Annotated in this window: 23 protein-coding genes; 11 read left to right on the top strand and 12 right to left on the bottom strand. The window is 46.6% G+C overall.

Annotated elements, in window-relative coordinates:
* The first annotated feature begins 1 nt into the window (after position 1).
* From MC24_RS06255 to MC24_RS06235, 5 genes are read left to right on the top strand one after another with little or no spacing between them, the layout of a single operon-like run.
* Positions 2-703, top strand: a complete 702-nt coding sequence (locus MC24_RS06255; RefSeq protein WP_012311323.1) for a hypothetical protein — start codon at positions 2-4, stop codon at positions 701-703.
* Entirely contained in the window at positions 700-1245 is a 546-nt protein-coding gene (locus MC24_RS06250; protein WP_012311322.1) for a ComEA family DNA-binding protein, read from the top strand. The genes MC24_RS06255 and MC24_RS06250 overlap by 4 nt, the downstream gene beginning before the upstream one ends.
* 14 nt (positions 1246-1259) lie before the next feature.
* On the top strand, positions 1260-1739 hold the full coding sequence (locus MC24_RS06245) for an OmpH family outer membrane protein (RefSeq protein WP_004080454.1): 480 nt from the start codon (positions 1260-1262) through the stop codon (positions 1737-1739).
* Positions 1736-2449 carry an LPS export ABC transporter ATP-binding protein gene (gene lptB / locus MC24_RS06240; protein WP_004080452.1) on the top strand — a complete coding sequence of 238 codons (714 nt, stop codon included), beginning with the start codon at positions 1736-1738 and terminating at the stop codon, positions 2447-2449. Before MC24_RS06245 ends, lptB begins: the two co-directional genes overlap by 4 nt.
* A complete protein-coding gene (locus MC24_RS06235) occupies positions 2446-2961 on the top strand; it encodes a TIGR00725 family protein (protein WP_004080450.1) in 516 nt (171 codons plus the stop codon). The genes lptB and MC24_RS06235 overlap by 4 nt, the downstream gene beginning before the upstream one ends.
* Here the strand turns inward: MC24_RS06235 and cutA are convergent.
* Positions 2942-3247: a divalent-cation tolerance protein CutA gene (gene cutA, locus MC24_RS06230; RefSeq protein ID WP_004080448.1), complete on the bottom strand. Its 306-nt coding sequence runs from the start codon at positions 3245-3247 to the stop codon at positions 2942-2944. The genes MC24_RS06235 and cutA overlap by 20 nt on opposite strands.
* Before the next feature lies 1 nt (position 3248).
* Entirely contained in the window at positions 3249-4247 is a 999-nt protein-coding gene (locus MC24_RS06225) for a potassium channel family protein (protein ID WP_038053543.1), read from the bottom strand.
* Positions 4248-4369: 122 nt separating this feature from the next.
* On the opposite strand from MC24_RS06225, the gene MC24_RS06220 reads away from it, so the two are divergent.
* On the top strand, positions 4370-5968 hold the full coding sequence (locus tag MC24_RS06220) for an FMN-binding glutamate synthase family protein (protein WP_038053539.1): 1599 nt from the start codon (positions 4370-4372) through the stop codon (positions 5966-5968).
* Between the two features lie 42 nt (positions 5969-6010).
* Here the strand turns inward: MC24_RS06220 and MC24_RS06215 are convergent, their stop codons facing one another.
* The 10 genes from MC24_RS06215 to MC24_RS06170 form a co-directional block, all read right to left on the bottom strand.
* Positions 6011-6274: a stage V sporulation protein S gene (locus MC24_RS06215; RefSeq protein WP_004080441.1), complete on the bottom strand. Its 264-nt coding sequence runs from the start codon at positions 6272-6274 to the stop codon at positions 6011-6013.
* Between the two features lie 48 nt (positions 6275-6322).
* On the bottom strand, positions 6323-7657 hold the full coding sequence (locus MC24_RS06210; RefSeq protein WP_038053537.1) for an MFS transporter: 1335 nt from the start codon (positions 7655-7657) through the stop codon (positions 6323-6325).
* 115 nt (positions 7658-7772) lie between these two features.
* Positions 7773-9464: a glycoside hydrolase family 2 protein gene (locus tag MC24_RS06205; RefSeq protein WP_038053534.1), complete on the bottom strand. Its 1692-nt coding sequence runs from the start codon at positions 9462-9464 to the stop codon at positions 7773-7775.
* A 50-nt stretch (positions 9465-9514) separates the two neighbouring features.
* Entirely contained in the window at positions 9515-10540 is a 1026-nt protein-coding gene (locus MC24_RS06200) for an ABC transporter ATP-binding protein (protein ID WP_004080424.1), read from the bottom strand.
* Positions 10527-11525, bottom strand: coding sequence for an ABC transporter ATP-binding protein (locus MC24_RS06195; RefSeq protein ID WP_038053528.1), 999 nt, complete (start codon positions 11523-11525; stop codon positions 10527-10529). Before MC24_RS06195 ends, MC24_RS06200 begins: the two co-directional genes overlap by 14 nt.
* 11 nt (positions 11526-11536) lie before the next feature.
* Positions 11537-12640 (bottom strand): ABC transporter permease, encoded by a 1104-nt coding sequence (locus tag MC24_RS06190; protein ID WP_038053525.1) that lies wholly within the window; start codon positions 12638-12640, stop codon positions 11537-11539.
* A gap of 10 nt (positions 12641-12650) precedes the next feature.
* Entirely contained in the window at positions 12651-13634 is a 984-nt protein-coding gene (locus tag MC24_RS06185) for an ABC transporter permease (protein ID WP_004080421.1), read from the bottom strand.
* A gap of 61 nt (positions 13635-13695) precedes the next feature.
* Entirely contained in the window at positions 13696-15660 is a 1965-nt protein-coding gene (locus tag MC24_RS06180) for an ABC transporter substrate-binding protein (RefSeq protein ID WP_004080420.1), read from the bottom strand.
* 246 nt (positions 15661-15906) lie between these two features.
* Positions 15907-17307, bottom strand: coding sequence for an alpha-glucosidase AglA (aglA, locus tag MC24_RS06175; RefSeq protein WP_038053521.1), 1401 nt, complete (start codon positions 17305-17307; stop codon positions 15907-15909).
* Between the two features lie 24 nt (positions 17308-17331).
* A complete protein-coding gene (locus MC24_RS06170; protein ID WP_038053518.1) occupies positions 17332-18090 on the bottom strand; it encodes a DeoR/GlpR family DNA-binding transcription regulator in 759 nt (252 codons plus the stop codon).
* Positions 18091-18197: 107 nt separating this feature from the next.
* Here MC24_RS06170 and MC24_RS06165 point away from each other — a divergent pair, with 107 nt between their 5' ends.
* The 5 genes from MC24_RS06165 to MC24_RS06145 are packed head-to-tail and all read left to right on the top strand — an operon-like array spanning position 18198 to position 24775.
* Positions 18198-18542, top strand: coding sequence for a sensory rhodopsin transducer (locus MC24_RS06165; RefSeq protein WP_038034185.1), 345 nt, complete (start codon positions 18198-18200; stop codon positions 18540-18542).
* A 5-nt stretch (positions 18543-18547) separates the two neighbouring features.
* Positions 18548-19690 carry an L-rhamnose isomerase gene (gene rhaI, locus MC24_RS06160; protein ID WP_038053515.1) on the top strand — a complete coding sequence of 381 codons (1143 nt, stop codon included), beginning with the start codon at positions 18548-18550 and terminating at the stop codon, positions 19688-19690.
* The gene (gene rhaD, locus MC24_RS06155; RefSeq protein WP_038053512.1) at positions 19687-20397 is read left to right on the top strand and encodes a rhamnulose-1-phosphate aldolase; all 711 of its coding nucleotides are present in this window, start codon (positions 19687-19689) and stop codon (positions 20395-20397) included. The genes rhaI and rhaD overlap by 4 nt, the downstream gene beginning before the upstream one ends.
* On the top strand, positions 20388-21818 hold the full coding sequence (locus MC24_RS06150) for a rhamnulokinase (RefSeq protein WP_038053509.1): 1431 nt from the start codon (positions 20388-20390) through the stop codon (positions 21816-21818). Before rhaD ends, MC24_RS06150 begins: the two co-directional genes overlap by 10 nt.
* Positions 21815-24775 carry an alpha-L-rhamnosidase gene (locus MC24_RS06145; RefSeq protein WP_038053507.1) on the top strand — a complete coding sequence of 987 codons (2961 nt, stop codon included), beginning with the start codon at positions 21815-21817 and terminating at the stop codon, positions 24773-24775. The genes MC24_RS06150 and MC24_RS06145 overlap by 4 nt, the downstream gene beginning before the upstream one ends.
* Positions 24776-24781: the final 6 nt, after the last annotated feature.

The following is a 24781-nucleotide window of genomic DNA, read 5'->3' as shown; positions in this document are numbered from 1 at the left end:
GATGGCCAGAATCACTCTCTCCGATGGCCAGTCAAGGTTTTTGTTCTGGCTGATCGTAGTTATTTTCGGTGTGGCTATAGCTCTGCTGTCCTGGAATATTTATTTGAAATTCCAGCTCAGGAACGTGAAAGTAGAGATCGTGGAGATAAAGCCCGTGGAGTTGAAGATACCTGAAGAAATAGAGGCATCCATTTCGGTAACACCTCCACCGACTCCCCTCCTCGTGGAATTCGAGGAGTTCGACTACGAGAAGTTGAGAGACGAGATGGCGGATTTCGTCTCTGAAGATCAGGTGGTTTCTTCCTTCGTTGTGAAGAAGGAAGATGCTCTGAGGATCATCAGGAGGTCGGGTCTTCCGTATCTCATTTCTCCTGTTTCAACGGACACCTATTCGGTGGTGCTCCTCGGTGAGTTCGAGGATTTCTCGCAGGTTGCCCAGAGGTCCCTTTATGGAGTCTTTGTGATAACAACGCTGTCTGAGAGTATTTCAAAAGAACTCGCTTACGATTTGAGAGTGGCAGGTTATCCTTCCTACGTTTACGCCTTCCAGAAACTGGATAAGAAGTACTACTCCGTGGTGGTGGGAGCTTTTCCAACACTCCGACTTGCCGAAGATTACTTTGAAAAACTGAACTGGGAAGACATCATGAAGCGGGTGAAGGTGAACAGGCCGGGATACGCCGGGAGGCTGATCAGTCCTTGAGACTCAGAAAGCAACATCAAAGAACAATTCTATTCGTGGCACTTGTTTTCTTCATATTGCTTGGAATTGTTATGGAACGAGAAACGAAAACAGAAGAGGACACAACATCCTCTCAGAAGGTTGTCGCCTTTCCTGTGGAGCTGAACACCGCTTCTCTGGAAGACTTGATGTCGATTCCAGGGATCGGGCCTGTGAAAGCCCAGAGGATCATCGATTACAGAGAGTCACATGGTGGATTTTCGAGCGTGGAAGAATTGAAGAACGTCTCTGGAATCGGAGAAAAAACCCTGGAGAAGATTTCCAGATATGTGACCGTCGAAGGAGTTGAACAACATATCAAAAGAGAAGTCACAAAACTGAACGTGAACACAGCTTCGGTTGAAGAACTCGAAACCCTTCCCTACATAGGTGAGGTAAAGGCAAAAGCCATTGTCGAGTACCGAGAGAAAAACGGTCCCTTTCGTTCTCCCGAAGATCTTCTGGACGTGCCTGGAATAGGTGAAAAGACGCTGGAGAAAATAAGAGGAAAAATCACATTTTGAAAGGAGGAATAAGCATGAAGAAACTGCTCCTACCCCTCGTTCTGGCAGGTGTTCTCCTTGCAACGCTACTCGTTTCACAGAGTTCCTCGAGCCCTTCCCTGAGGGTAGCCTACGTCGATGTTGAAAAAGCGACAGAGAGTTACTACAAGTGGCAGGATCTGAACGAAAAGTACAAGAGAGACTATTCTTTCTATCAGAACAAGTTGAAGGAGATGGAGGATGAGCTCAAAAAGATGCAGGAAGAAGGAAGATCTCAGGAAGAGATACAGGCAAAACAGAAGGAGATTCTCTCGAAAAAGGCTGAATACGAAAATCTTCTGAAGACTGAATACCAGCAGAAGATTCAGGAAGTGATGAAAGAAGTTGTGAGTAAAATCCAGGAATACGCGAGTGTTATGGGATACGATCTTGTGATTGCGAAACAGATGGTTCTCTATGGAAAGCCATCTTACGATATAACAGACCAGGTGATCGCTTACATCAATCAGAAATGATGGATGTTTTGAGGTGCGAGAACCTCAAAAAGAGGTTCGGCAGAAGATACGTCGTGAACGGAGTGAATCTGGAGTTTCACAGGGGTGAGATAGTCGGTCTTCTCGGTCCCAACGGAGCCGGGAAGACCACTATTTTCAACATGATTCTTGGTGTCGTTGTACCGACTTCGGGAAAGATCATCTTCAGGGATGTTGATATAACGAAGTTTCCCGTTTACAGGAGAGCAAGACTCGGTATCACCTATCTTCAGCAGGAGACTTCGATCTTCGGGGGCCTCACTGTGAGGGAAAACATAGACCTCGTGCTTCGCTTCCATGAGAAAGATAAAGAAAAAAGAGAAAGAAAAATAGAAGAACTCCTCCACGAATTCCATCTGAAACACCTCGAGAATCAACCCGCGAGCTTTCTTTCCGGGGGAGAGAAGAGAAAGCTAGAACTCGCAAGAATGATGTGTTTGAATCCCGCTTTCATTCTGCTCGATGAACCCTTCAGCGGAATAGATCCGAAGACTGTGAAAGAAATTCAAAAAATGACCCTGGAATTGAAGCAGAAAAATTTCGGAATCGTCATCACCGACCACAACGTCGATGAACTCGTTGAAATCGCTGACAGGATCTACGTCATCTACAAGGGAGAGATCCTCGCCGAAGGTTCTCCTGAAAGAATTTTGGAAGACGAAACAGTGAGGGAGGTGTACCTCGGAACGTGAAAAAAGTCGTCGTTGTCGGATACTCCGGACCGGTGAACAAATCTCCGGTGTCGGAACTTCGAGATATTTGTCTGGAACTTGGAAGAACCCTGGCAAAGAAAGGGTACCTCGTGTTCAACGGCGGAAGAGACGGTGTGATGGAACTCGTATCTCAGGGGGTCAGAGAAGCGGGCGGAACCGTGGTGGGAATACTTCCCGATGAAGAAGCGGGGAATCCGTATCTTTCCGTCGCCGTGAAAACAGGCCTTGACTTTCAGATGAGATCTTTCGTTCTTTTGAGAAACGCAGATGTAGTTGTCTCGATTGGCGGAGAGATTGGAACAGCGATAGAGATTCTGGGAGCTTATGCGCTAGGGAAGCCTGTGATCCTGCTGAGAGGAACGGGTGGGTGGACGGACAGGATCTCTCAGGTTCTGATAGACGGAAAGTACCTGGACAACAGAAGAATCGTAGAGATTCATCAGGCGTGGACTGTGGAGGAAGCTGTTCAGATCATAGAACAGATTCTCTGAGCCAGTTCATGTATTCAGTCAGGACGTTTTCCACCTTCAGTGTGAAGATCGCGGGTGTTTCGTATGGATGAAGTTTTCTCAACTCTTCGTAGAGTTCCTTTTCTTTTTCTTCTGTAGTCTTGAAAATAGCCGCCCACTCTTTGTCTTGAACGATTTCACCTTTCCACCAGTATCCGGATCTGATTTCGAACGCGTTGAAGCAAGCTATTAGCCTTTTCTCGAGGAGTTTTCTTCCTATCTCGAGCGCTTTTTCTTCATTTGGAAAGGTCGAATACACGAGTATCATTCTATCCCTCCTCGATTAATCTGTGGAGTTTTTCGAAGTGATCGCTTTTTCCCACCACCATGAGCCTGTCCTCCGGGAGTATCTTCGTGTCTCCCGTCGGGTTGAAGATCACCTCTCCTCCACGTCTGATCGCAATGACGATGGTTCCGGCTCTCTTCGCAAGGTTTATTTCACCGAGCGTTTTGTTGGCAACAGGACTCTCTGGGGGTATTACCACTTCCTCTATTCTGAAGGATTCCTCGCCGAAGGAGAGAATGTCCAGGAAGCTTATAGTAGTGGGATTGAGAGCCATCTGAGCGAGCCTCACACCCGCGAGCTCCGATGTAGCGATCACTTTGTCCGCCCCCGCGTAAACGAGCTTGCTCAAAGCCTTCATGTCAGAGACTCTGGATACAATCTCGAGATTCGGATTCAAGGACTTTGCGGTGAGAACAACGAACGTGCTTTTCGCGTCGTCGGGAAGTGTCACCACAAGAGAACGAGCCCTTTCAACCCCCGCTTTCATGAGAATTTCTTCTTCTGTGGCATCTCCCACAACGTAGGGGAATTCCTCTCCCAGAAAATCTTTGAGTCTGGCGATTGCTTCTTCCGATTGATCTATCACAACAAAGGGCTTCTTTGCTTTCATTATCTCCAGGGTGGTGTGCCTTCCTGTTCTTCCCGCTCCCACTACGATGAAGTGTTCTCTGAGTTTATCTATCATCTTTTTCATCCTCCTGTTCCTGAAGTACTCTCCTATGTGTCCCTCAACGATCATCGATGTCACCGATGTGAAACCGTACAGCACGATCGTCACACCAGCGCTTATGAGAATGGAAGCTATCACCTTTCCAGCTTGAGAGAGGTTCTCAGGAATAGAGTATCCCACCGTGGAAACTGTGATGAGCGTGAAGAAAAATGAATCGAAAAGGTTCCACCCTTCTATCAGGTGAAAGGCAACCGTTCCAAAAACAAATACGAACACTATCATGAGTATGAGTATGATGATGTTTCTCTTCATGTTTTTTACCTCCTATCCATAAATATTACAACACATTGACTACTTTGTGATGTCGTTTGTTTGTTCTATAATTAAAAAAACTACCGGAATATAAATTCACTTTTTGTCAAGGAGGGACAGCGATGGGAAACCTGAGAAGACCAAATGCGAATGAAGCAACTGGAACGTTCAATCGTTCAAGAGATGTTGTTCCTATGTCTGGCATATGTTCCAGGTGTATTGACGGATGCACCGGTGGCTGCGAGATTTGGCTCGCGTCGTTTAGAGGAAGGGAGGTACTCTACCCGGGCCCGTTTGGTGAAATCACCGCGGGTGCCGTCAAGGACTATCCTGTTGACTACTCACACCTTAACATTCTCGGGTACGCACGCGGTGCGGAAGGTCTTCCCGAAGGAGTGGAACCAGGTCCTGACACCGCAATATTCACGAACGTTGATACAACCACAGAGTACGGCTGGGACATCAAAGTGAAGATGAAGGTTCCCATATTCACGGGGGCACTCGGTTCCACAGAAATCGCGAGGAAGAACTGGGATCACATAGCGGTGGGAGCTGCCATCAGTGGAATAACGGTTGTCTGTGGAGAAAATGTAGCGGGTGTCGATCCGGATCTGGAACTCGACAGCAACGGAAAAGTGAAGAAATCACCGGAACTCGACAGGAGAATAGAAATATACAAGAGATACCACGACGGGGAATACGGTGAAATACTTATTCAAATGAACGTTGAGGATACAAGGCTGGGTGTTGCGGAGTACGTTATAAACAAACACGGCATCGAAACCATTGAGCTCAAGTGGGGGCAGGGAGCCAAGAGCATCGGTGGAGAGATAAAGGTGAGATCCCTTGAACGCGCTCTGGAACTGAAAAGAAGAGGTTATATAGTTCTCCCCGATCCCGAACTTCCGGAAGTCCAGAGAGCGTTCAAAGAAGGAGAAATCAAGGAGTTCGAAAGACACTCAAGACTTGGTTTTGTCTCTAAGGAATCCTTCCTAAAAGAAGTGGAAAGACTCAGAAAACTCGGATTCAAGCGGATCACCTTGAAGACGGGAGCTTACTCGGCTGTTGAACTTGCCATGGCTCTCAGATACGGTGCTGAGGCGAAGGTGGATTTGATCACCGTCGATGGAGCACCGGGTGGAACGGGTATGAGCCCGTGGCCGATGATGAACGAGTGGGGAATTCCTACGTTCTACCTCGAGGCTTTGACGTATCAATTCGCGGAAAAGTTGAGCAGGAGAGGAATCAGGGTTCCTGACATAGCCATAGCCGGCGGTTTCTCCACAGAAGACGGTGTTCTCAAGGCCATTGCGATGGGTTCTCCGTACGTGAAGGCCGTCTGTATGGGAAGGGCTCTCATGATACCCGCGATGGTGGGAAAGAACATAGGCGAGTGGCTCAAGAGTGGAAACTTGCCGAAGACAGTTTCGAAATACGGAACAACCGTAGAGGAAATCTTCGTCACCTACGAAGAACTGAGATCCCGATTTGGAGAGGAAGAAGTCAAGAAATTGCCTCTTGGTGCCATAGGAGTCTACACGTTCGTTCAGAAGTTCAAAACGGGTCTGCAGCAACTCATGGCGGGTGCGAGAAAGTTCAGGCTCTCTGCTCTTTCCAGGAAAGATCTCATCGCTCTCACAAAAGACGCAGCAGAAATCTCAGGAATTCCATACGTTATGGAATCTTACAGGGATGAAGCGGAAAGGATCCTCGAGGAGTGAAACAAGAAATGGGAAAAATCAAAGGGGAGCTGATGCTCCCCTTCAGCTTTTTGGAAAGACTATGAACTTGATGGCTGTCCGCTTTTCGTTTTCGATCTCGACGTCCGTGAAGGCAGGAACGAAAACGAGATCGATACCACTCGGTGCCAGGTACCCCCGCGCAATGGCGATGGCCTTCACTGCCTGGTTCACTGCACCGGCTCCAATGGCCTGAATCTCCGCTTTACCGTGCTCCCTCACCACACCGGCAATAGCACCAGCGACCTTGTTAGGATCGGACTTCGACGATACCTTCAGTACTTCCATGTTACTTACCCCCTTCGTTGTGTGATCTCAATATTATTTTACCATGTCTCAACGTTTTCTTCTAAAAATGTTCAGTGTGTTCAACCTTTCTCTGATCCACGGAACCGTTCCTGAGAAGAACGACTCCTTCACAGCCTGGATCAGAGAATCCACTTTTTGAGGTGTTCCAAGATCCATCCTGGATATTATGTACGCCGCCGATGCTCTCAAAAAGAACGATATGAACATGGTGAGTCTGATAGCGGATATTCCAAAGGGAAGACTGATGTTCTCCAGCAAGGCAACTAAAACGCTTGCAACTAAAGATCCAGCGAACAAAGAAAGATTGGACAGACTGTTGAACACAGAGAAGGCTTCAGTTTTGAGGGATGAAGGTGCTGTGTACATGAGGGTGTAGAAAACAAGCTGGCTTGTTCCTGCTGTTACGAATATACCAATTATTATCTGGAGGAAGAAGACGTAAAGGAACGATCTAGGAGTCAGTGCCCAGAGGAGAATAACAACCGCCTGAACCCACAGACAGACTTTGAGAAAGTATTGAAATCCATACCTGTCTCCCAACTTTCCCCAGAAAGGTTGGAAGAGAGTTCCTATGAACATTCCCACTGCGTTCAGAACACTTATTTGAAGATAGGAAAACTCGACCTCTTTTAAAAGCATCACGTTTATATAGACCGTACCAACACCTATGGCAAATTGCCAGAAGGCGAATCCAAGAAGAAAGTTTTTGAAGTGTTCTTCTTTCAGGAGAAACTTCACGGCTTTTGTTATGGAAACAGACGCCTCGCGTGGTTTGTACGGTGGCTCGTACTGTATCTTCAAGAAGTATCCGTTCAGTGCCCCGAGAGAACCCGCTATGAGAAAGAGTGTGCCAAAACCTTTCCAGTTTTCTCCAAGAGAATCGAGTATCGCGCCTGCAAGGAACATAGCGGGAATCTGAACCGCTCCATGAATGAGATTTCTGAAACCAAAGTAGCTTCCAATCATATCTTTTGGTACCAAATCAGACATCCAGCTCTGCCAGAGAGGAGCAGACAGGGCACCAGCGATCTGGATGTAAAAATAAAGAAGATACGCAAAGAGAAGGCCATGCCTGATAGCGGGAAATACGGCGAACAGCAATATGGACGTTCTGGCAGTCCACATCAGTGGAACGATGATCTGTTTCCTGGATTTCAAACGATGTGAGAATGAGAGTGTGAGAAGTTGGAGCGTGTTTGCCAAAAATGGAATAGAACCGAAAAGGCCAATGAAGAAGCTTGAGGCTCCCATCCACAGGAAATAGCCCGTCAGATAAGCTCCACCGAAGAACTGGTTGATGAGAACAGCAAGCGCTCCTTCTATGATGGATATGTTCAGCGCTCTTTTTATTTTTGGATCCAACACCACTTCCTCCTCAAGCCGTTTTGACTTCAGACATGGTATCACTGAAAGATTAATGGATTGGTTCGGAGAGTTTTAATGTAGGTTAATTCTCTTGCCGATTTTTTGTACCTATTCAAACCTCACTCCACAGTTTTCTCAGCACATGAGCAACGAGTTTGGGTTGTCTGTCTCTTGTGAAAACACCCTTGTGGTTGAGAATGGGTCTTCTCACGTTCTGAGGAGTCTTGAAATCTGCAAAAGCCCACACGTGTGTTCCAATGATGTAGTCTTTCTTCAAAAGGAGTCTGATCGTCTTTTCGACGAGCTCTGCCTGGTACTCTTCGGAGAACATCTGAGGTGGGTCGTAGTGGATGCCGGCTATAGCATCTGCGCCGAACTCTGTGACAAAGATGGGTTTTCTGTGCCTTGCGTAGAGTTCTTCTATGTCTTTTTCCAGAGCCTGAAGCCCTTCTTCTATTCTTCCCTGATAGATGTACCAGCCGTAGTACCTGTTCACACAAACGATGTCGAAGTACTTCAGCGCCACGTCTCTTGTTCTCTCGTCTGGTGCGTCCATCATGCTCACCATGACAACGGGGCGTGTTCGATCCATTTCTTTTGCAGTCTCATAGAGGGCTTTGAAGAAACCCTCCGCGTCTGGATGATTGGATTCTGGTTCGTTTGCCACACTCCACATGATCACACTGGGATGGTTCTTGTCTCTGTCGATCATTCTTCTTATGTTGTCTTCTGCTATCTTTTGGGTCTCTGGGTTGTAGTGATACCTTGTGATACCAACGTGCGGAGCTTCGTCTATCACGAGGATTCCGAATCTGTCGGCAAGATCCAGCCACTCTTCACTGTAGGGATAGTGAGAGGTCCTGAAAGAATTTGCGTTGATCCACTTCAGAAGGTTGAAGTCTTTTATCATCAATGGATAGAAAGTGCCCTGCCCCAGAACGGGAAATTCTTCGTGCTTTCCAAAGCCCTTCAGAAAGACGGGTTTCCCGTTCAGGTAGAGCTTTTTCTCGTCCCAGCTGATCGTTCTGATTCCGATGTCCAGGGTGTACTCGTCTCTTTCAAGTCCCACCTTGAGAGGGTGAAGATATGGATCTTCGAGGCTCCAGAACCTGGCGTTTTCGAGGATGAACTCCTCTTCGACGAATCTGTCAGATGTTCTGATCTTTTTTTCTGCCTCTCCAAGTTTGATCGTCATCTCCTGTCCCGCCGCTTCTTCTGAAACTTCTACCTTCACTTTCACTTTTCCAAGTTTCTTCTCCGGTTCAGATTCACTCGTGTCCACCCAGATGTCGAGTATCCTTGAGTGGTCTGTGAACTCTATCAGAACAGGCCTTATGATTCCACCGTAGGGGAAGAAGTCGAAGTTTGCAGGTGGAAAACTTCCAAAAAATCCCACGGTGTGAGTGCCGCTGTCTGGAACCTTCGAGGGAAATCCTCCCACTTTCAATCTGTTCTCAACAACCACCCTGAGTTCGTTCTCTCCGGATTTCACTTTCCCCGTCACATCTACTTCGAAGGGAAGGTATTCAATGTGATTCTCTCCCACTTTCTCTCCGTTGAGGAAGACCTCGCAGTCCGTGTTCACCGCAGCAAAGTAAAGTCTGATGTGTTTTTGTGAAAGTTCCTTCGGAACGTAGAAGGTGGTTTTGTAGGTGAAGGGTCCTTCTTCGTAGCACAGATCCTGGTACTGCTCATTCCAGCTTCCAGGAACGGCGATTGGTCTGTCTTTGCTGGTTACTTCAAGATTCCAAACTCCATTCAAGATAAGAATAAATCTCTTCTTGTTTCGTTGCGGTCTTACCATGTTTTTATCCTCCTTTATTATCCGTAATCACTTGTTGGATTAGAAATATCTTACATTGTACCTACTCCTTCTAATTTTAGCGAATCAGCGAAATGACACGCCACGAGATGAGGATTTTGATCAGTACCTACGTTTCTGAGGTCGGGATACACCTCCTTACAGATAGCTTTAGCGTAAGGACACCTGGGATGGAAATAACAACCAGACGGTGGATTCGAAGGATCCGGCACCTCACCTGTGAGCTGAGCTTTCTTTCTCTTCCTCTTTGGATCCGGTTTTGGAACAGCAGAAAGAAGTGCTTCCGTGTAAGGGTGCTTTGGAGAAGAGAAGAGTTCTTCAGTTTCAGCCAGTTCCACGATCCTTCCCACGTACATCACAGCCACCCTGTTTGTGATATGTTCCACCACCCCAAGATCGTGCGAGATGAACAGGTACGTGAGGTTGTATTCCTTTTGAAGATCCTTCAGAAGATTTATGATCTGAGCCTGAACGGACACATCCAGAGCGGAAGTGGGTTCATCGCAGAGCACAAGTTTTGGCTTCAGTGCGATCGCACGTGCGATGGCGATCCTCTGTCTCTGCCCCCCAGAGAAAGCGTGCGGGTATCTCTGCATGTACTCAGGCCTGAGACCGACTGCCCTCAAAAGATCAGAAACGATGGCGTCTATCTCCTCTTTTCCCTTTATAACACCGTTCACCACAAGAGGTTCCGCAATGATATCACGCACCGTCATCCTCGGATTCAAAGAAGAGTAAGGATCCTGGAAGATCATCTGAAGAAACCGCCTCACACCCTTCTCCCTGAGTTCCTTCTCAGACAACTTGGTAATATCGACCTTTTCTCCATCCATATTGAGAACAATCTCACCCTCTGTCGGTTCGATCCCTCTCATGATGAGCTTTGCCGTTGTGGTCTTTCCACAGCCGCTTTCTCCAACAAGTCCTAAGGTCTCTCCCTCTTCTATGTGGAAGGAGATACCATCCACCGCCTTCAGATACCCAACAACCTTCCTTCTAAAACCCCGCTTTATGATGGGAAAGTACTTCTTCAGATTCTTCACCTCAAGAAGCGCCATCTTTTTCCCCTCCATAGAGAAAACAACTGACTCTGTGTTCTGGCCCCACCTCAACCTCGACCGGCTCCCTCTCATCGCAGATTCCCTTCATCATGTAAGGACACCTCGGATGAAACCGGCAACCCTTCGGCATGTTCCTTGGATCTGGTACGTCTCCCTCTATCACCTCAAGCCTTTCTACCCTCTTTCCCACAACCGGAATGGACCTCAAAAGAAGCGATGTGTACGGATGTTTGGGATTGTAGAAGAGTTCTTCAACCGGAGCGCTCTCTACCACCCTCCCAAGGTACATCACCACCACATGATCCGCCATCTCCGCCACAACACCCATATTGTGCGTGATCATCATGATCGCCATTTTGTACTCCTGTTGCAGGTCCTTCAAAAGATCGAGAACCTGTGCCTGAATCGTCACATCCAGAGCAGTTGTCGGCTCATCCGCTATCAGAAGACGAGGATTACACGAAAGAGCCATCGCTATCATCGCACGCTGTCTCATACCACCCGAGTACTCAAACGGATAGGAGTCTATCATTTTCTCCGGCTTTGGAATACCAACTCTTCTCAGAAGTTCTACCGCGCGCTCTCTTGCCTCCTGCTTTGTGATTCCAAAGTGGTAGATCATACCTTCTGTGATCTGATCTCCAATCGTGTACACAGGAGAAAAGGCAGCCATGGGCTCCTGAAAGATCATCGCAATGTGCCTTCCTCTGACCTTTCTGATCTCTTCCTTTGAGAACTTCACAAGATCCACCATCTGACCGTCCATGTTGTAGAGGATCTCCCCCGAGACGATCCGACCTGTTGTACTCAAAAGCTTGATGATGGATCTTGCCGTGACACTCTTTCCACAACCACTCTCTCCCACAACACCCAATGTCCTTCCTTCCTCTATCTCAAAACTCACACCATCCACTGCCTTCACAACACCTTCGTCTGTAAAAAAGTACGTTCTCAAATTTTTGATTTGGAGTAATGTACTCATTTCTGTCCCTCCTACATGTTCGCGTATAGATCGGCTGCATCTCTCAACCCATCACCGACGAAGTTGAAGCACAGAACAGTTGTGATCACAAACACAACTGGTATCAAAAGCCACGGATACAAAGCTACAACCGTGAGATTCTGTGCTTCCTGAAGAAGCACTCCCCAGCTGATCACAGGCGGCCTCAAACCAAGCCCCAAAAAACTGAGACTCGTCTCACCGAGGATCATCCCCGGTATGGAAAGTGTGATGCTTGCTATGAGATGACTCATGAAAGAAGGAAGCATGTGCCTGAAGATGATCCTCGCCTCAGACGCCCCCATGAATTTTGCTGCCATAACAAAATCTTCTTCCCTCAAAGATAAGAACCTGCTTCTCACAACCCTTGCAAGATCTGTCCAACCTGTGAGAGAAAGAATTATCACTATTACAAAATAAACTCTCAATGGTGGCCAATTTTGTGGAAGAGCAGCACTCAAAGCTAACCATAAAGGTATAGTAGGTATGCTCTTTATAATTTCTATAGTCCTTTGGATGAAGTTGTCCACAGCACCACCAAAGTATCCAGAAATACCCCCTATGGCAACTCCAAGAATGAAGCTCAAAAACACCCCTATCAAACCTATGGACGTGGAAATGCGGGCACCGTAAATGATCCTTGAGAGCATGTCTCTCCCAAGACTGTCTGTTCCAAGAAGGAACATGTGACCATCTTCTACTCCTATGAAGTGAATGTTTGTTTTCCAAATACCCCAGAATTTGTACTCGTCCCCACGAACAAAGAACTTTATCTTGAAGATCTTGCTTTTATCTTCCTTGTATATCCTCCTCAAAGTCTCAAGATCCACCGTGTAGGTGTAACCGTACACAAATGGCCCTATGAACTTTCCCTCGTGGAAAAAGTGTATCCTCTGCGGTGGTGCGTAAGGGTATCTGTAGTTGTATTTGTTCGGATCGTACGGAGCAAAGAACTCACAGAAAATAGCAAAAACATAAATGATGAGAAGCACCACCCCTCCTATCACTGCAAGCTTGTGTTTTCTGAACCTCCACCAGATCAGCTGCCACTGAGACGCATAATAGAATTTCTCCTCCATCTGTTCTCTCTTCTTCATGTTTCCCCTCCTACTCGAACCTGATCCTGGGATCTACCCATGCAAGCAAAATGTCTGATATCAATGTCCCTATCACAGTGAAAAAACTCAAAAACATCACCAAACTCCCAGCAAGGTACATGTCTTGGTTTTTAAGAGCGTTTAAGAGTAATGGACCAACAGATGGTAAATTTAGAACGATAGCTGTTATTGTGGCTCCAGAGAAAATCCAAGGAAGGCTCCACCCCACCGTGCTGATGAAGGGTATCATCGCTATCCTCAAAGGATACTTCCAGAACACTTTGTTCTCCGGAAGCCCCTTGGAAAGTGCTGCCTCCACGTATGGCTTGTGAAGCTCATCCAGAAGATTTGCCCTCAAGGTCCTGATGAGTCCTGCCATTCCTGACGTTCCTAAAACTAATACCGGTATCCATAAATGATTCAGAATATCCAAGAACTTATCAATGGTCATAGGTGTATTCAAATATTTTACGGAATGCAATCCACTTAGATTTATCCCAGTTAGACTATAAATTCCCCACATCAAAATCAAAGCTAAAAGAAAATTAGGAACAGCTAAACCAATGTATCCCAAAATAGTTGCCAGGTAATCCCCAATTGAATATGGATGAACGGCCGAATACATACCGATGATAAAGCCAAAAATCCAGCTGAATATCAGGGATAAAGTAGCTACGAGGACAGTAACTCCCAATCTATTCCATAATAATTCATTAACAGGTTTTTTCCAGGAAAACGAATACCCAAAATCACCATGTAGGATACCCCATAGCCATTTCAAGTACTGAACATAAATTGGTTTATCGAGTCCATACTGTTTCTTTAAAGCTTCAATTGTAGCAATATCCACGTCTTCTCCGGATACTTTCAATTGGGCAATATAAGACGTTAAAAAATCTCCTGGAGGAAGTTGAATTATTACAAAGGATATTATTGATATTATCCATAACGTTATAAAAGCAGTTATCAGTCTTCTAAGAATATACGCTACCATGATTTACCACCTCGTTCTATCTAAGGTGTAAATAAAAGGGAGGGAGGCCCTCCCCTATCGTTCACTCAAAGTAAAATTGTTCAGGCCTGAAATTCTTCGGACTTCTTATCAGCGGAAAATCCCAGAGTAGACCTTGCGGAACATTTTTGAAATTCTCTTTCACCACGATAGGCTGGGGCAGAGCTCCTACAAAACCCACCATCCAAATATTTTTCTTATGAAGGTTGATTATTTCTTTCATTAGTTCATCTCGTTTTTCTGGGGCCACTTCTTTGACAATTTGATCCCATATTTCATATAGTTTCCACATATCGGTTCCCTCTTCTGGTGGCATACCAGTTTTTTTACCACTGTTGTACCACTGCCAGGTAAGAGGCGCCCATTGACTACCCAAAATGTGGGCAGGATCGCCAACAGGATCTATGTTCCTGTCGAATTCCCATACTCCTATTTGCAGTTGACCCGCTTCCAATCTTGTAACATACAATGATCTATCTATAGGTTTCAAAATAACACTTATTCCAACTTTCTCAAGATAAGATTTGACCATTTCCATTGTTTTTTCTCTAGTTTGGGAAGGAGTTGTGTATTCAATAACAATTTCCAATTTCTTACCATCTGGCCTTAACCTATAGGTACGAGAAGGATTCCATTTGAGCCCCATTTCATCTAGTAGTTGATTCGCTCTCTCTGGATTATATTCGGCAAATGCTTTTTCCCACTCTGGATCGTAATATTTTACGCCTTTTACGAAAGAAGCTTGTCGCGGTTCACCGAGCCCTTGGTAGACCAATTGCCATATTTCTTCCCTGTTTACAGCCAAGGAAATAGCTTGCCTGAATCTAGGATCCCTTAATATTTCACCTATAACAGGATCGTCAGTGTAGTTTTGATTTATCATGAGGGTATCGGCACTACCAACGGCCTGCCTTGCAAGGATCAATTTGTAACCGCCTTTTTCTCTATTAGCTGCAAGTATTGAATAATCTGCGACTGTTAAATGTCTCCCCTGCATATCTATTTCCCCAGATATAGCTTTCATCAACAACATCTGTTGATTTTCAACATAATGGAATATGATTCTATCGATGTACGGTAATTGATTTCCTTCAGGATCAACTTTGAAGTAATACGGATTTCTTTCAAGTATTAACGCTCTCTCTGAAGATTCTTTAGACAATTTCCAGGGGAAAAGAATCGGGAGGTCGGGATTAACCAGCCAAGAATTGGTTTGCAAGCATTTGTCACTAACGAATTGATACCAAGAACTATATCCATTTTCCTTTGCTATTTTTTCTGCTTGTTCTAAACCAATGTACTTTGGATGAAATTTTTTTATGTAATGTGAAGGAACAACGAATTCAATTCCCGCTCTTCCTCCATCACCAGCTAGAGCAAATGGAAATAGTGGATAAGGCTCTTCGAAAATCACTTTGAAAGTGTAATCATCGACAATCTCCAATTTGAAAACTTTCCCACCTGGCTGGAAAACTGAAGGTATGGAAGGAGTAAGTGATTCGTTAAGTAAAATGTCATGATACCAGAATTCAACATCTTTCGTGGTAACAGGTTCTCCATCAGACCACTTCAATCCTCTTCTAATTCTCATTGTATATTCTCTACCGTCTTTAGACACTTCTAAGCTCTCAAGAACATCAGGCAACAGGCTTTTACCCGCTTTGTCTGAAATTACCATAAACTCGTAACAAATACGACCAGCGTTCCATTCATCTGACAATCCGTACCATGCTCTGTTCCAGGTACCGCCATATTTTCCAATGCTTTCATACGGCGTTACCACAACCGGATTCTTCGGAAGCCTTTCCTCCACAGGTGGAAGCAGTCCTTTCTCAACCATCTCTTTCAGCATCGGTGATTCGTTGAATTTCGTGATCTTCTTACCCGTCAGACGTTCGTAATCAGTGAGATTGTAATACTCACCGGGAACGATTTCGTTGAGTCCAATGGCAAGAATCTGAGCTGTGAAGATTACTACAAGAAGACTCCACAGAACTTTCCTGAACATCATACCACCCCCTGCGTTATAGAATGATCATAAAAATGAACCATTATGATCTTGAAGTTATCAATATAATATCAACAAACATACAACAAGGTCAAGGGCTTTCAGTATAAAATAATCCTAATATCGAACTATAAGAGATAAATATGGTTGATTATTATTGATTATATTAGTTTTCCTTTTGCTTACAACCCCTTACAACAAAAAAGCGCCCCTTATGGGGCGCTACGGTTTTTACAAATCGATTTTTCAACTGCCGTAATGCTTCTTCATTTCCTCGTTGAAGGGGAGGTTAAGGATATCATCAATAACAGCGACGACCTGTTCGTAGGATCTGGTTCTTGGATCCCTGACGAGGATCTCCTCCAGAACCCTCCTGTCACCAGATATGAACGCCTCAAGTGTCCACTCCATCCTGAGTATCCTCGGAAGAAGATAGAACTTCTTGATCCTGTCTGTAAGATCAGGCTCTATCTTCTCCGGATGTATCCCCTCTTTATCAACTACCACTGGCACCTCCACCACTACATCGTCCGGTATCCCCTTTATCACCCCTCTGTTCTCTATGTTCAATACAAGCCTCGCCTTCTTGTCATTCACAAGCGCGTTGATGAAAGGTATGTGCTGTTCTACACTCTCACTGCCTGTTGTGAACACCTCAGGCCACACCTTCGTCAGCTCTATCGTCGGATCTTTCTCTACTTCTTTCGCAAGTTCCATCAGCCTCTTCCTCTGCTCCCTCAAACTCTCGTAGAACTTCGGCCTTTCCACTTCGTTGTCTATCCCCCCAAACTTCCCGTACCATCTCTTCTTCGTCTCAAGATCGTAGTGGTATTTCCATGTCCCACTCCTCACCGTGTCCCCTATCGGGTACATCCCGTAGAACCTGTACATGTCTATCGCTGCAGGTGAAAAGTCCACATCCCATGGATTCTTCGGCTCCCATCGCGACGCGTTCTCCTCTATCCATTCGTCCAGCTTCGGATAGAGATCTTCCCCTCTGCATCTGAACCTGTTCATCCATATCGCATGGTTCACCCCTGCTACCTGCCAGTCTAATTCCTCTGGCTCCACACCGAGTACCTTCGCAAGGTGAAACACGTGCGCATATCCGTGACAGAAACCCACTATCCTCGCCTTCGTAAGCCTCTTCACAAGCTGGGTGATCTCAAAAACGGGATTGGCCGTCTGCAGTATCCACGCATTCGGTGCTATCTTCTCCACTGCCTTTGCTATATCAAGACTCATCTTCAGGTGGTTGTAGTTGCTGAGTGTGTAGTAGTCCGAGACCATGTTCAGCTCCTGGCTGTCTATCCCTCTGTAGTAGCCATGCCTTTCCCCTACTTCCCTCATGATCTCGTAGTGTACGTATCCGTCTTCGTGCCCTGGTGCCCTGTAGAGGGCTGTGTTGATGACAAAGTCTGCCCCTTCAAGTGCCTCCTCAAGGCTTGTCGTCTGTTCCACTGTGTACTCTGCATTCAGTTCCCTGAGGTACTTCGTGACGAGAATGTACGTTGCTTTCAACCTTTCTTCGTCGATGTCCATCAATACCAGTCTCGACCCATACAAATCCGGTGTCTTCGCCAGGTCCCCTACCAGCTTGATCGTGTACCTCACACTCCCCGCTCCTACAAATACTATGTTCGACATGTGTGCACCTCCCTGTTGAATTAATCAATAAACAATTTCCACACCTTTTTCCCTGAATATTTCATACTGATTTTCTGGAGGTTTTCTGTCGGTGATGAGATGATCGATTTTTTCTGCGGGTATCAGGTGTGCCAGAGATCTCCTCCCGATCTTGCTGGAATCAGCAAGGACGAAGATCTCTTCCGCTCTTTCCACGAAAATTCCTTTTATTCCCATTTCCATGGTGTTTATTTCGTAGGTTCCTTCTTCCGCAGTCACTCCTCTGCAGGAGACAAAGGCTTTTTTCACGGAGAATTTTTTCCCACACTCTATCGTCAGAGAGCCTTCCACAGCCAGGTTCTCCGGATTCACCTTTCCTGTGAGCAGAACAACGCTTATATCGGAGTTCTTCGAGAGCTCCATTGCTGTGAGCAGGTTGTTTGTGATGACATGAACGGACTTTTGAGACGAGGCCAGGTGTTTGGCAAAGATATGCGCGGTGGTGCTTGCATCCAGGAAGATAATGTCTCCATCTTCGATGAAGTTCAGTGCAAGCTGGGCAATTTTCTCTTTTGCTTCTCTGTTTATTGAGAGTCGTTTCATGAAGTCTGTTTCCTTTTCAAAATAATTCACCTTCCTTATGCCACCATGTACTTTTTTCACCAAATTCCTTTTCACCAGTTCCGCGACGTCTCTCCTCACGGTGATCATCGAAACGCCGAGTTGTTCCTGAAGATCCTTCATGCTGATGAAACCGTTTCTGTCAACGATATCGAGGATTTCCTTCAATCTTTCCTCTTTCATATCAACACCTCCTTTCCTTTCGAAAAATTTTATCACAAACATCGTTGACTTTTGTGATTAATTTATGATAACTTTATGTATGAATTCGTACCCAGAGGTGATGAATAATGAACGGTGCCAGAAAATGGTTCTTTCCAGATGGTTACATTCCAAATGGGAAAAGAGGATATCTTGCTTCCCATGAATCTCTGTGTATCATGAATACGGGTGATGAAACAGCAAAAATAAGGATCACGTTCCTCTTCGAAGACTCTGAACCAGTTGTTCATGAAGTAGAAATTTCACCAATGAAGAGTTTGCACCTGAGACTGGACAAACTTGGTATACCAAAATGTAAGCCTTACAGCATAATGGCGGAAAGCAGTGTGCCGGTTGTTATGCAACTTTCACGCCTTGACGCTGGAAAGGATCACTACACTCTTATGACAACCATCGGTTATTGGGAGGAGTGATGAATATGGAAAAGATTTTTGAAGAACTCGACGAGCTGATGTTCGAACTTCCCTCCTGGGCGTTCAGCGATGCAGGAACGAGGTTTGCCGTCTTCCACGAAGAAGGAGCCGCCCGGAACGTTTTCGAACGAATAGAAGACGCCGCTCTCGTTCATCGTCTCACAGGTTGTTGTCCTTCCGTTGCCCTTCACATTCCCTGGGACAAAGTGGAAAACTGGGAGGAACTGAGAGAGTTTGCTGAAGAGAAAGGCTTGAAGATAGGTGCAATCAACCCGAATCTGTTTCAGGATCCTGATTATAAGTACGGAAGCCTCACGAATCCCAGCGAAAAGATCAGAAAAAAAGCGATCGCTCACGTGATGGAGTGCGTGGACATAGCCGAAAAAACTGGTTCAAAGGTGATCAGTCTGTGGCTCGCGGACGGAACGGACTATCCCGGTCAGGACGATTTCCGCTCCAGGAAGAAAAGGCTCGAAGAGTCCCTGAGGTACATCTACGAGAACATGCCGGCCGACATGTATCTCCTCATAGAGTACAAGTTCTTCGAGCCCGCTTTTTATCACACAGACATTCCAGACTGGGGAATGAGCTATCTCCTTTCGGAAAAATTGGGAGAACGTGCTCTTGTACTCGTCGACCTAGGGCATCATCCCCAAGGAACGAACATAGAGTACATCGTTGCAACACTTCTGTCTGAGAAGAAACTCGGAGGCTTTCATCTGAACAACAGGAAATACGCAGATGACGATCTCACGATCGCCTCCATAAATCCGTACGAGGTGTTTTTGATCTTCAAGGAGATCGTCTTTGCATGGAGAGATCCTGAACTCTCTGATTCTGCAAAGAAGGTGGTTCTCATGTTCGATCAGGCCCACATCACAAAACCGAAGATCCTCGCGATGATACAATCTGTTTTGATCGCCCAGGAACTTTTCACAAAGGCACTTCTCATAGACGAAAATCTACTGAGAGAGGCTCAGAAAAACTACGACGTGGTTGAAGCAGAAGAAATTCTCCTCGATGCGTTTCGAACAGACGTAAGGCCGATTCTGAGGGAGTACAGAAGGCAGAAGGGTCTTCCGGAGGATCCGCTCAGAGTCTTTCGGGAAGAAGACTACATGGAAAAAAGAAGGAGAGAGAGACGATGAGAGAGACGATAAGAGAGATTCAAAAAGTAGCTTACTGGCTTGCCATAAAGGGCCTTTCCGAGGCGAACGCAGGGAACATCTCCGTCAGACTGGATGAAAGACCAGAAGGATACGAGGTCAAGAGTGTGAACGAATACGGGTTCGATTACGACGGTCCCGAGATGTACCTTCTGATCACGGCAACGGGCTCGAGAATGAGGGAAATCTACGAAGACGACAGCAAGATCTGTCTTCTTCACGTCCTTCCGGGGAAAAACTACGAAATACTCCATGGAAACGGAAAGCCCACCAGCGAGTTTCCCACACACCTCATGATCCACGCAAAATTCAAGGAGATGAATCCGGAAAAGAAAGCCATCGTTCATACTCACCCTCTGAACCTGCTCACTCTGATGAACCTGAAGGACTTTCAGGAACTTCTTCCGAAGATGATGAAGATTCATCCGGAAGTTTTGATCTTTTTCCCGCAGGGAATCTCCGTCGTTGAGTTCGAAAAACCTGGCAGTGTGGAACTCGGCCTGAAGACGGTGGAGAAGTCAGAAGGGAAAGATGCAGTTCTCTGGGACAAGCACGGTGTTGTGGCTTTCGGAAAAGATGTCGCAGAAGCGTACGACAGGGTCGAGATCCTGGAAAAAGCGGCGGAGATCCTTTTGAGAGTGCTCAGCCTCGGAAGAAATCCCACGGGTGTTCCGGAGGGATGGCTGTGAAGGTCCTCTCGATCGATCTTGGAGCAACGAACGGAAAGATCTACGAGGTGGAGTTGAAAGACAGGTTGACGGTGAAAGAAATAAAGAGATTCAGAACAGAAGGAACCTTTCTTCCTGGGAAGGATAGAGAACACTTCGTGTGGAATCTTCCCGGGTTCTACGAGGAGATAAAGGGTGTTCTTGAGGTCTCTGACGCACAGTCTGTTGGGGTGGATACATGGGGTGTGGATTTTGCCTTACTCGACGAAAACGGAAGACTCGTATCTCTTCCCTATCACTACAGAGATGTGAGAACGAAGGGAGTCATGAAAAAGGCCTTCGAAGTGGTTCCAAAAGATGAGATATTCCAGAGAACGGGTATACAGTTCATGGAGATAAACACGCTCTATCAGCTGTATTCCATGGTGCTCTCGAACGATCCGTTCTTGAAGACGACAAAGCACCTTCTGATGATCCCCGACGTGTTCAACTTCTGGCTTTCTGGAGAGATGGTGAGTGAGTACACCATCGCGAGCACTTCTCAGTGCTACAGCGTGCCGGATGGGGAATGGGCGTACGACCTTCTCGAAAAACTCTCCATTCCCACTGAGATCTTTCCAAAGGTGGTTCCGCCGGGTACCATCCTGGGAAAATGCAGAGTGAAAAAAGGTATAAACGTGATCGCCACCGCCTGTCACGACACCGCTTCCGCTGTTGTTGCTGTACCGCTTGAAGGGGAAGGAATCTACATCAGCTCTGGAACGTGGTTTCTTGTGGGAACGGAGCTGGAAAGACCACTTCTGAGCAAAGAGGCACTGGAGAGAAATTTCACGAACGAAGGTGGGTACGGGAAGATCAGGTTTCTAAAAAACGCAACGGGCATGTGGCTTCTGGAAGAGTGCAACAGAATCTGGAAGAAGGATTATTCGGAGATCATCGAATCGGCCAGGAATGCCCCTGGTTTCCAGGCGTTTCTCGATCCCGATAGAGAAGAGTTTCTCCACCCTGGAAACATGCCGGAGAGGATCAGAAATTATCTTGAAAGAACGGGCCAGAAAATCCTGGAGAGGATCGGAGAAATCTCCCGGCTCATCTTCGAATCCCTTGCGTTCAACTGCAGATGGATCGTGGAGCAGATCAAAGAACTCACCGGCAAAAGATACGGGAAAATCCACGTGGTGGGTGGAGCTGTGAGAAACGATCTTTTGATGAGTTTCATAGCCAGTGCGACGGGGAAGACGGTGGTGGCGGGTCCTGTGGACGCCACTCCCATCGGGAACGCACTCGTTCAGCTGATCACCCTGGGAGCGATAGCAGACATCAACGAAGCCAGAAAGATCGTGAAAGAATCCTTCGAATTGAAAACGTTCGAGCCGGAAAATATGGAAGAGTGGAACGAGGGCTACGAAGAGTGGAAGAAATACAAAGAGGTGGAAATATGAACCTGGAAGAACTGAAAAATCCGGGTGTGTGGTACAGACCCGCTCCCTTCTGGAGCTGGAACGATAAGTTGTGCGAGGAGGAACTTCTAAGGCAGATAGACGAAATGTATGAGAAGGGCTACGGAGGCTTCTTCATGCACTCGAGAGTGGGGCTTGTAACGGAATACCTCTCTGAGGAGTGGATGAGACTCGTAAGAAGCTGTGCAGAACACGCCAGAAAACTCGGGATGCTCGCCTGGCTCTACGATGAGGACAGATGGCCTTCCGGATTCGCTGGAGGAATCGTGCCACTCGAAAAACCGGAACACAGGCACAAATACCTCACACTCTTGAAAAAGGATCAGATCAAACCAGAAGATGAGATCCTGAAAAAGATAGAAAGAGACGGCGAAGAATTCTACGTGGTAAAACGCGTTATGAAGCTTGGTGATCCGTGGTTCAACGGAACCTGCTACGTCGATCTGCTCTCAAGAGAGACCACAGAGGCGTTTCTCAGATCGACACACGAGAGGTACAAAAAATCGTGCGGTGATCTTTTCAGAGTCTCCATCCCCGGGATCTTCACCGATGAACCCACCTATCTGAGAGTGCATCACCCCAAAGAACCCACACTCCCCTGGACAGAACGATTTCCAGAGGAGTTTTTGAGGCGAAAGGGATACGACATCAGAGACCACTTAGAAGAACTCTTCTTCAACGTGAAGGACTACATGAAGGTGAGATACGATTTCTTCGATGTTGCGACGAGTCTGTTCATCGAAAACTTCACGATCCCGTACGCGAAGTGGTGTGAAGAAAACGGCATCTTCATGACGGGACACTACATGGCAGAAGATACACTCAGAGGACAGGTGGAGTGGATAGGTGCCGCGATGCCACACTACGAATACATGCAGATACCGGGAATAGACAAACTCGCCAGACACCTGGAACAGGTGGTCACGATAAAGCAGGTTTCATCGGCGGCAGAGCAGTTAGGGAAGAAATGGGTGCTCTGCGAAACGTTCGGTACAACGGGTCAGCACGTGAGTTTTCTGCACAGAAAATGGATAGCGGACTGGCAGGCGGTTCTCGGTGTCACGTACATAAACCCGCATCTCAGTCTTTACTCGATGAGAGGAGAGAGAAAGAGGGACTACCCACCGAATCTCTTCTATCAACAGCCTTGGTGGAAGAACGAAAGATTCCTGTCGGATTACTTTGCAAGACTGAACCACATCGTCACACAGGGAAAGAGAGAGGTCAAAGTGCTCATGATACATCCCATCTCCTCAGCGTGGTGTGTGTATTCTAAGTTCGATGACGAGATCGATAAGCTCAACGAGCTCTTCGATACGATCACAAAGGAACTCGTTGCGAACAAGATAGACTTCCACTTCGGCGACGAGATGATCCTCTCAAAACATGGAAGAGTGAAAGAGGCAAAACTGAGAGTAGGAGAGTACGAATACGAAGTCGTGGTGCTGCCACCGCTCCTGAATCTGAAAAGTTCTACTGTGGAACTTTTGAACTCACTGGCAGAAAACGGTGGTAAGGTCTTTGTTTTGAAGGATTTCAGGTACGGCAGGTTCTTCCCGGAAAGAGTGGAAGGAAAGAAGGGAAGAATCGAATTCCTCAAAAAGGCTCGTGTTTTTGAAACGCTCGAAGATCTCATCGAAGAACTCAAACCCTTCTTTTCTGTGGATGTTCTGGATACGAAAACGAAAGAGAATGCAAAAGCGGTGATCGCGCAGAAGAGAGTGCTGGAAGACGGATCTTATCTTCTCTTTCTTGCGAACACGGACATCGACCGGGAAGTGCACTGCCATCTGGAACTGAAGGAAAAGAGAAAACACACGTACGCGATAGACCTGTTCGATTTCAAATTGGTGGAGCTGAAGGAAAACGAGTTTGTCATGTTCCCAGCGTCGAGTGTTTGTATCTGGGTAACGGACGAGGAGGTTCCTGCGGAAGATGAGAAAGTGGTTTCAACAGGAGTTCTTCTGGAGAAAGAATTCGATTTCGAGACGGCACTGAACGATTTCGAAGTGAAGATGAACTCTTTCAACGTTCTTCCAGTGGACAGGGTGGAGTATTTTGAAGCGGGTGGAAGGGTTTTCAGGAACGAGTTCGTCTCGAAGATCTGGTACGAGTTCTACAGGTTACCGGATGGTACACCGTTCAGGGTGGAGTACTCTTTCGAGGTCAGGAAAAAGCCTCAAAAACTCTTTCTCGTCGTTGAGTGCGCGGAAAATCTTGACAGAATCACGGTGAACGGTCGAGAGGTGAGGTACGAAAGAAAAAGCTGCATTTTCAACGAGGAACAGAATTTCCTGGATGTGAACTTTGGAAAGATGGAGATCACAGATCTCGTCAGAGAAGGAAAGAACACGGTTGTTCTGGAGGGAAGAAAAGAAAACAACATCACAGGCCCGGGGTGTCACACGAGGGTGAAAGATCCAGAGAATCACAGGCCAACAGAGGTGGAGACGATATATCTTGTGGGAGATTTTTCACTTGTGAACGTGGACGAGACGAGGTACGTGATCGATGCACCCAAGGTACCGGATCACAGGGACATCACACGGGACGGGTACCCGTTCTATGTGGGATCCTTCACGCTCAAAAAGATATTTGAGTGTAAAAAAGACCCGGGGAAAAGATACTTCCTCAAGCTGAACGGTGTGGAGGCGGCCTCGGTCGAGGTGATTCTGAACGGGAAGTTCCTGGGCGTTCTTTTCTGGAGACCTTTCATGATAGATATTACAGATGCTCTGAGAAATGGAAAAAACGAACTCCAACTCGTCCTCACAAACACACTGTTCAACCTCATAGAGGCGAACCACAAGGCAGACGTTCTCGAGGAGACCTTCAGAAGACCGAAGAGCTTCATAGATTTCGAGCACCACACGGACAGATACATCCTGCTGCCCTTCGGCCTGGAAAACGTCGCCGTTCTCAGCTCTTCTTCACGATGAACTTCG

It is taken from the genome of Thermotoga sp. Mc24, from assembly GCF_000784835.1.
Taxonomy (GTDB): domain Bacteria; phylum Thermotogota; class Thermotogae; order Thermotogales; family Thermotogaceae; genus Thermotoga.
Note: the sequence above shows the minus strand (reverse complement) of the source record. Positions and strands in the feature narration are given on the sequence as shown.

What these genes read in the sequence shown, in the direction of transcription:
- rhaD (WP_038053512.1), top strand. Translation starts at nt 19,687, where the DNA reads ATGAGAGAGACGATAAGAGAGATTCAAAAAGTAGCTTACTGGCTTGCC.
- MC24_RS06225 (WP_038053543.1), bottom strand. Translation starts at nt 4,247, where the DNA reads ATGAAGAGAAACATCATCATACTCATACTCATGATAGTGTTCGTATTT.
- MC24_RS06170 (WP_038053518.1), bottom strand. Translation starts at nt 18,090, where the DNA reads ATGAAAGAGGAAAGATTGAAGGAAATCCTCGATATCGTTGACAGAAAC.
- MC24_RS06220 (WP_038053539.1), top strand. Translation starts at nt 4,370, where the DNA reads ATGGGAAACCTGAGAAGACCAAATGCGAATGAAGCAACTGGAACGTTC.
- MC24_RS06165 (WP_038034185.1), top strand. Translation starts at nt 18,198, where the DNA reads ATGAACGGTGCCAGAAAATGGTTCTTTCCAGATGGTTACATTCCAAAT.
- MC24_RS06185 (WP_004080421.1), bottom strand. Translation starts at nt 13,634, where the DNA reads ATGGTAGCGTATATTCTTAGAAGACTGATAACTGCTTTTATAACGTTA.
- MC24_RS06190 (WP_038053525.1), bottom strand. Translation starts at nt 12,640, where the DNA reads ATGAAGAAGAGAGAACAGATGGAGGAGAAATTCTATTATGCGTCTCAG.
- MC24_RS06150 (WP_038053509.1), top strand. Translation starts at nt 20,388, where the DNA reads ATGGCTGTGAAGGTCCTCTCGATCGATCTTGGAGCAACGAACGGAAAG.
- MC24_RS06205 (WP_038053534.1), bottom strand. Translation starts at nt 9,464, where the DNA reads ATGGTAAGACCGCAACGAAACAAGAAGAGATTTATTCTTATCTTGAAT.
- MC24_RS06200 (WP_004080424.1), bottom strand. Translation starts at nt 10,540, where the DNA reads ATGGCGCTTCTTGAGGTGAAGAATCTGAAGAAGTACTTTCCCATCATA.
- MC24_RS06245 (WP_004080454.1), top strand. Translation starts at nt 1,260, where the DNA reads ATGAAGAAACTGCTCCTACCCCTCGTTCTGGCAGGTGTTCTCCTTGCA.
- MC24_RS06215 (WP_004080441.1), bottom strand. Translation starts at nt 6,274, where the DNA reads ATGGAAGTACTGAAGGTATCGTCGAAGTCCGATCCTAACAAGGTCGCT.
- MC24_RS06195 (WP_038053528.1), bottom strand. Translation starts at nt 11,525, where the DNA reads ATGAGTACATTACTCCAAATCAAAAATTTGAGAACGTACTTTTTTACA.
- MC24_RS06255 (WP_012311323.1), top strand. Translation starts at nt 2, where the DNA reads ATGGCCAGAATCACTCTCTCCGATGGCCAGTCAAGGTTTTTGTTCTGG.
- aglA (WP_038053521.1), bottom strand. Translation starts at nt 17,307, where the DNA reads ATGTCGAACATAGTATTTGTAGGAGCGGGGAGTGTGAGGTACACGATC.
- rhaI (WP_038053515.1), top strand. Translation starts at nt 18,548, where the DNA reads ATGGAAAAGATTTTTGAAGAACTCGACGAGCTGATGTTCGAACTTCCC.
- cutA (WP_004080448.1), bottom strand. Translation starts at nt 3,247, where the DNA reads ATGATACTCGTGTATTCGACCTTTCCAAATGAAGAAAAAGCGCTCGAG.
- lptB (WP_004080452.1), top strand. Translation starts at nt 1,736, where the DNA reads ATGATGGATGTTTTGAGGTGCGAGAACCTCAAAAAGAGGTTCGGCAGA.
- MC24_RS06145 (WP_038053507.1), top strand. Translation starts at nt 21,815, where the DNA reads ATGAACCTGGAAGAACTGAAAAATCCGGGTGTGTGGTACAGACCCGCT.
- MC24_RS06180 (WP_004080420.1), bottom strand. Translation starts at nt 15,660, where the DNA reads ATGTTCAGGAAAGTTCTGTGGAGTCTTCTTGTAGTAATCTTCACAGCT.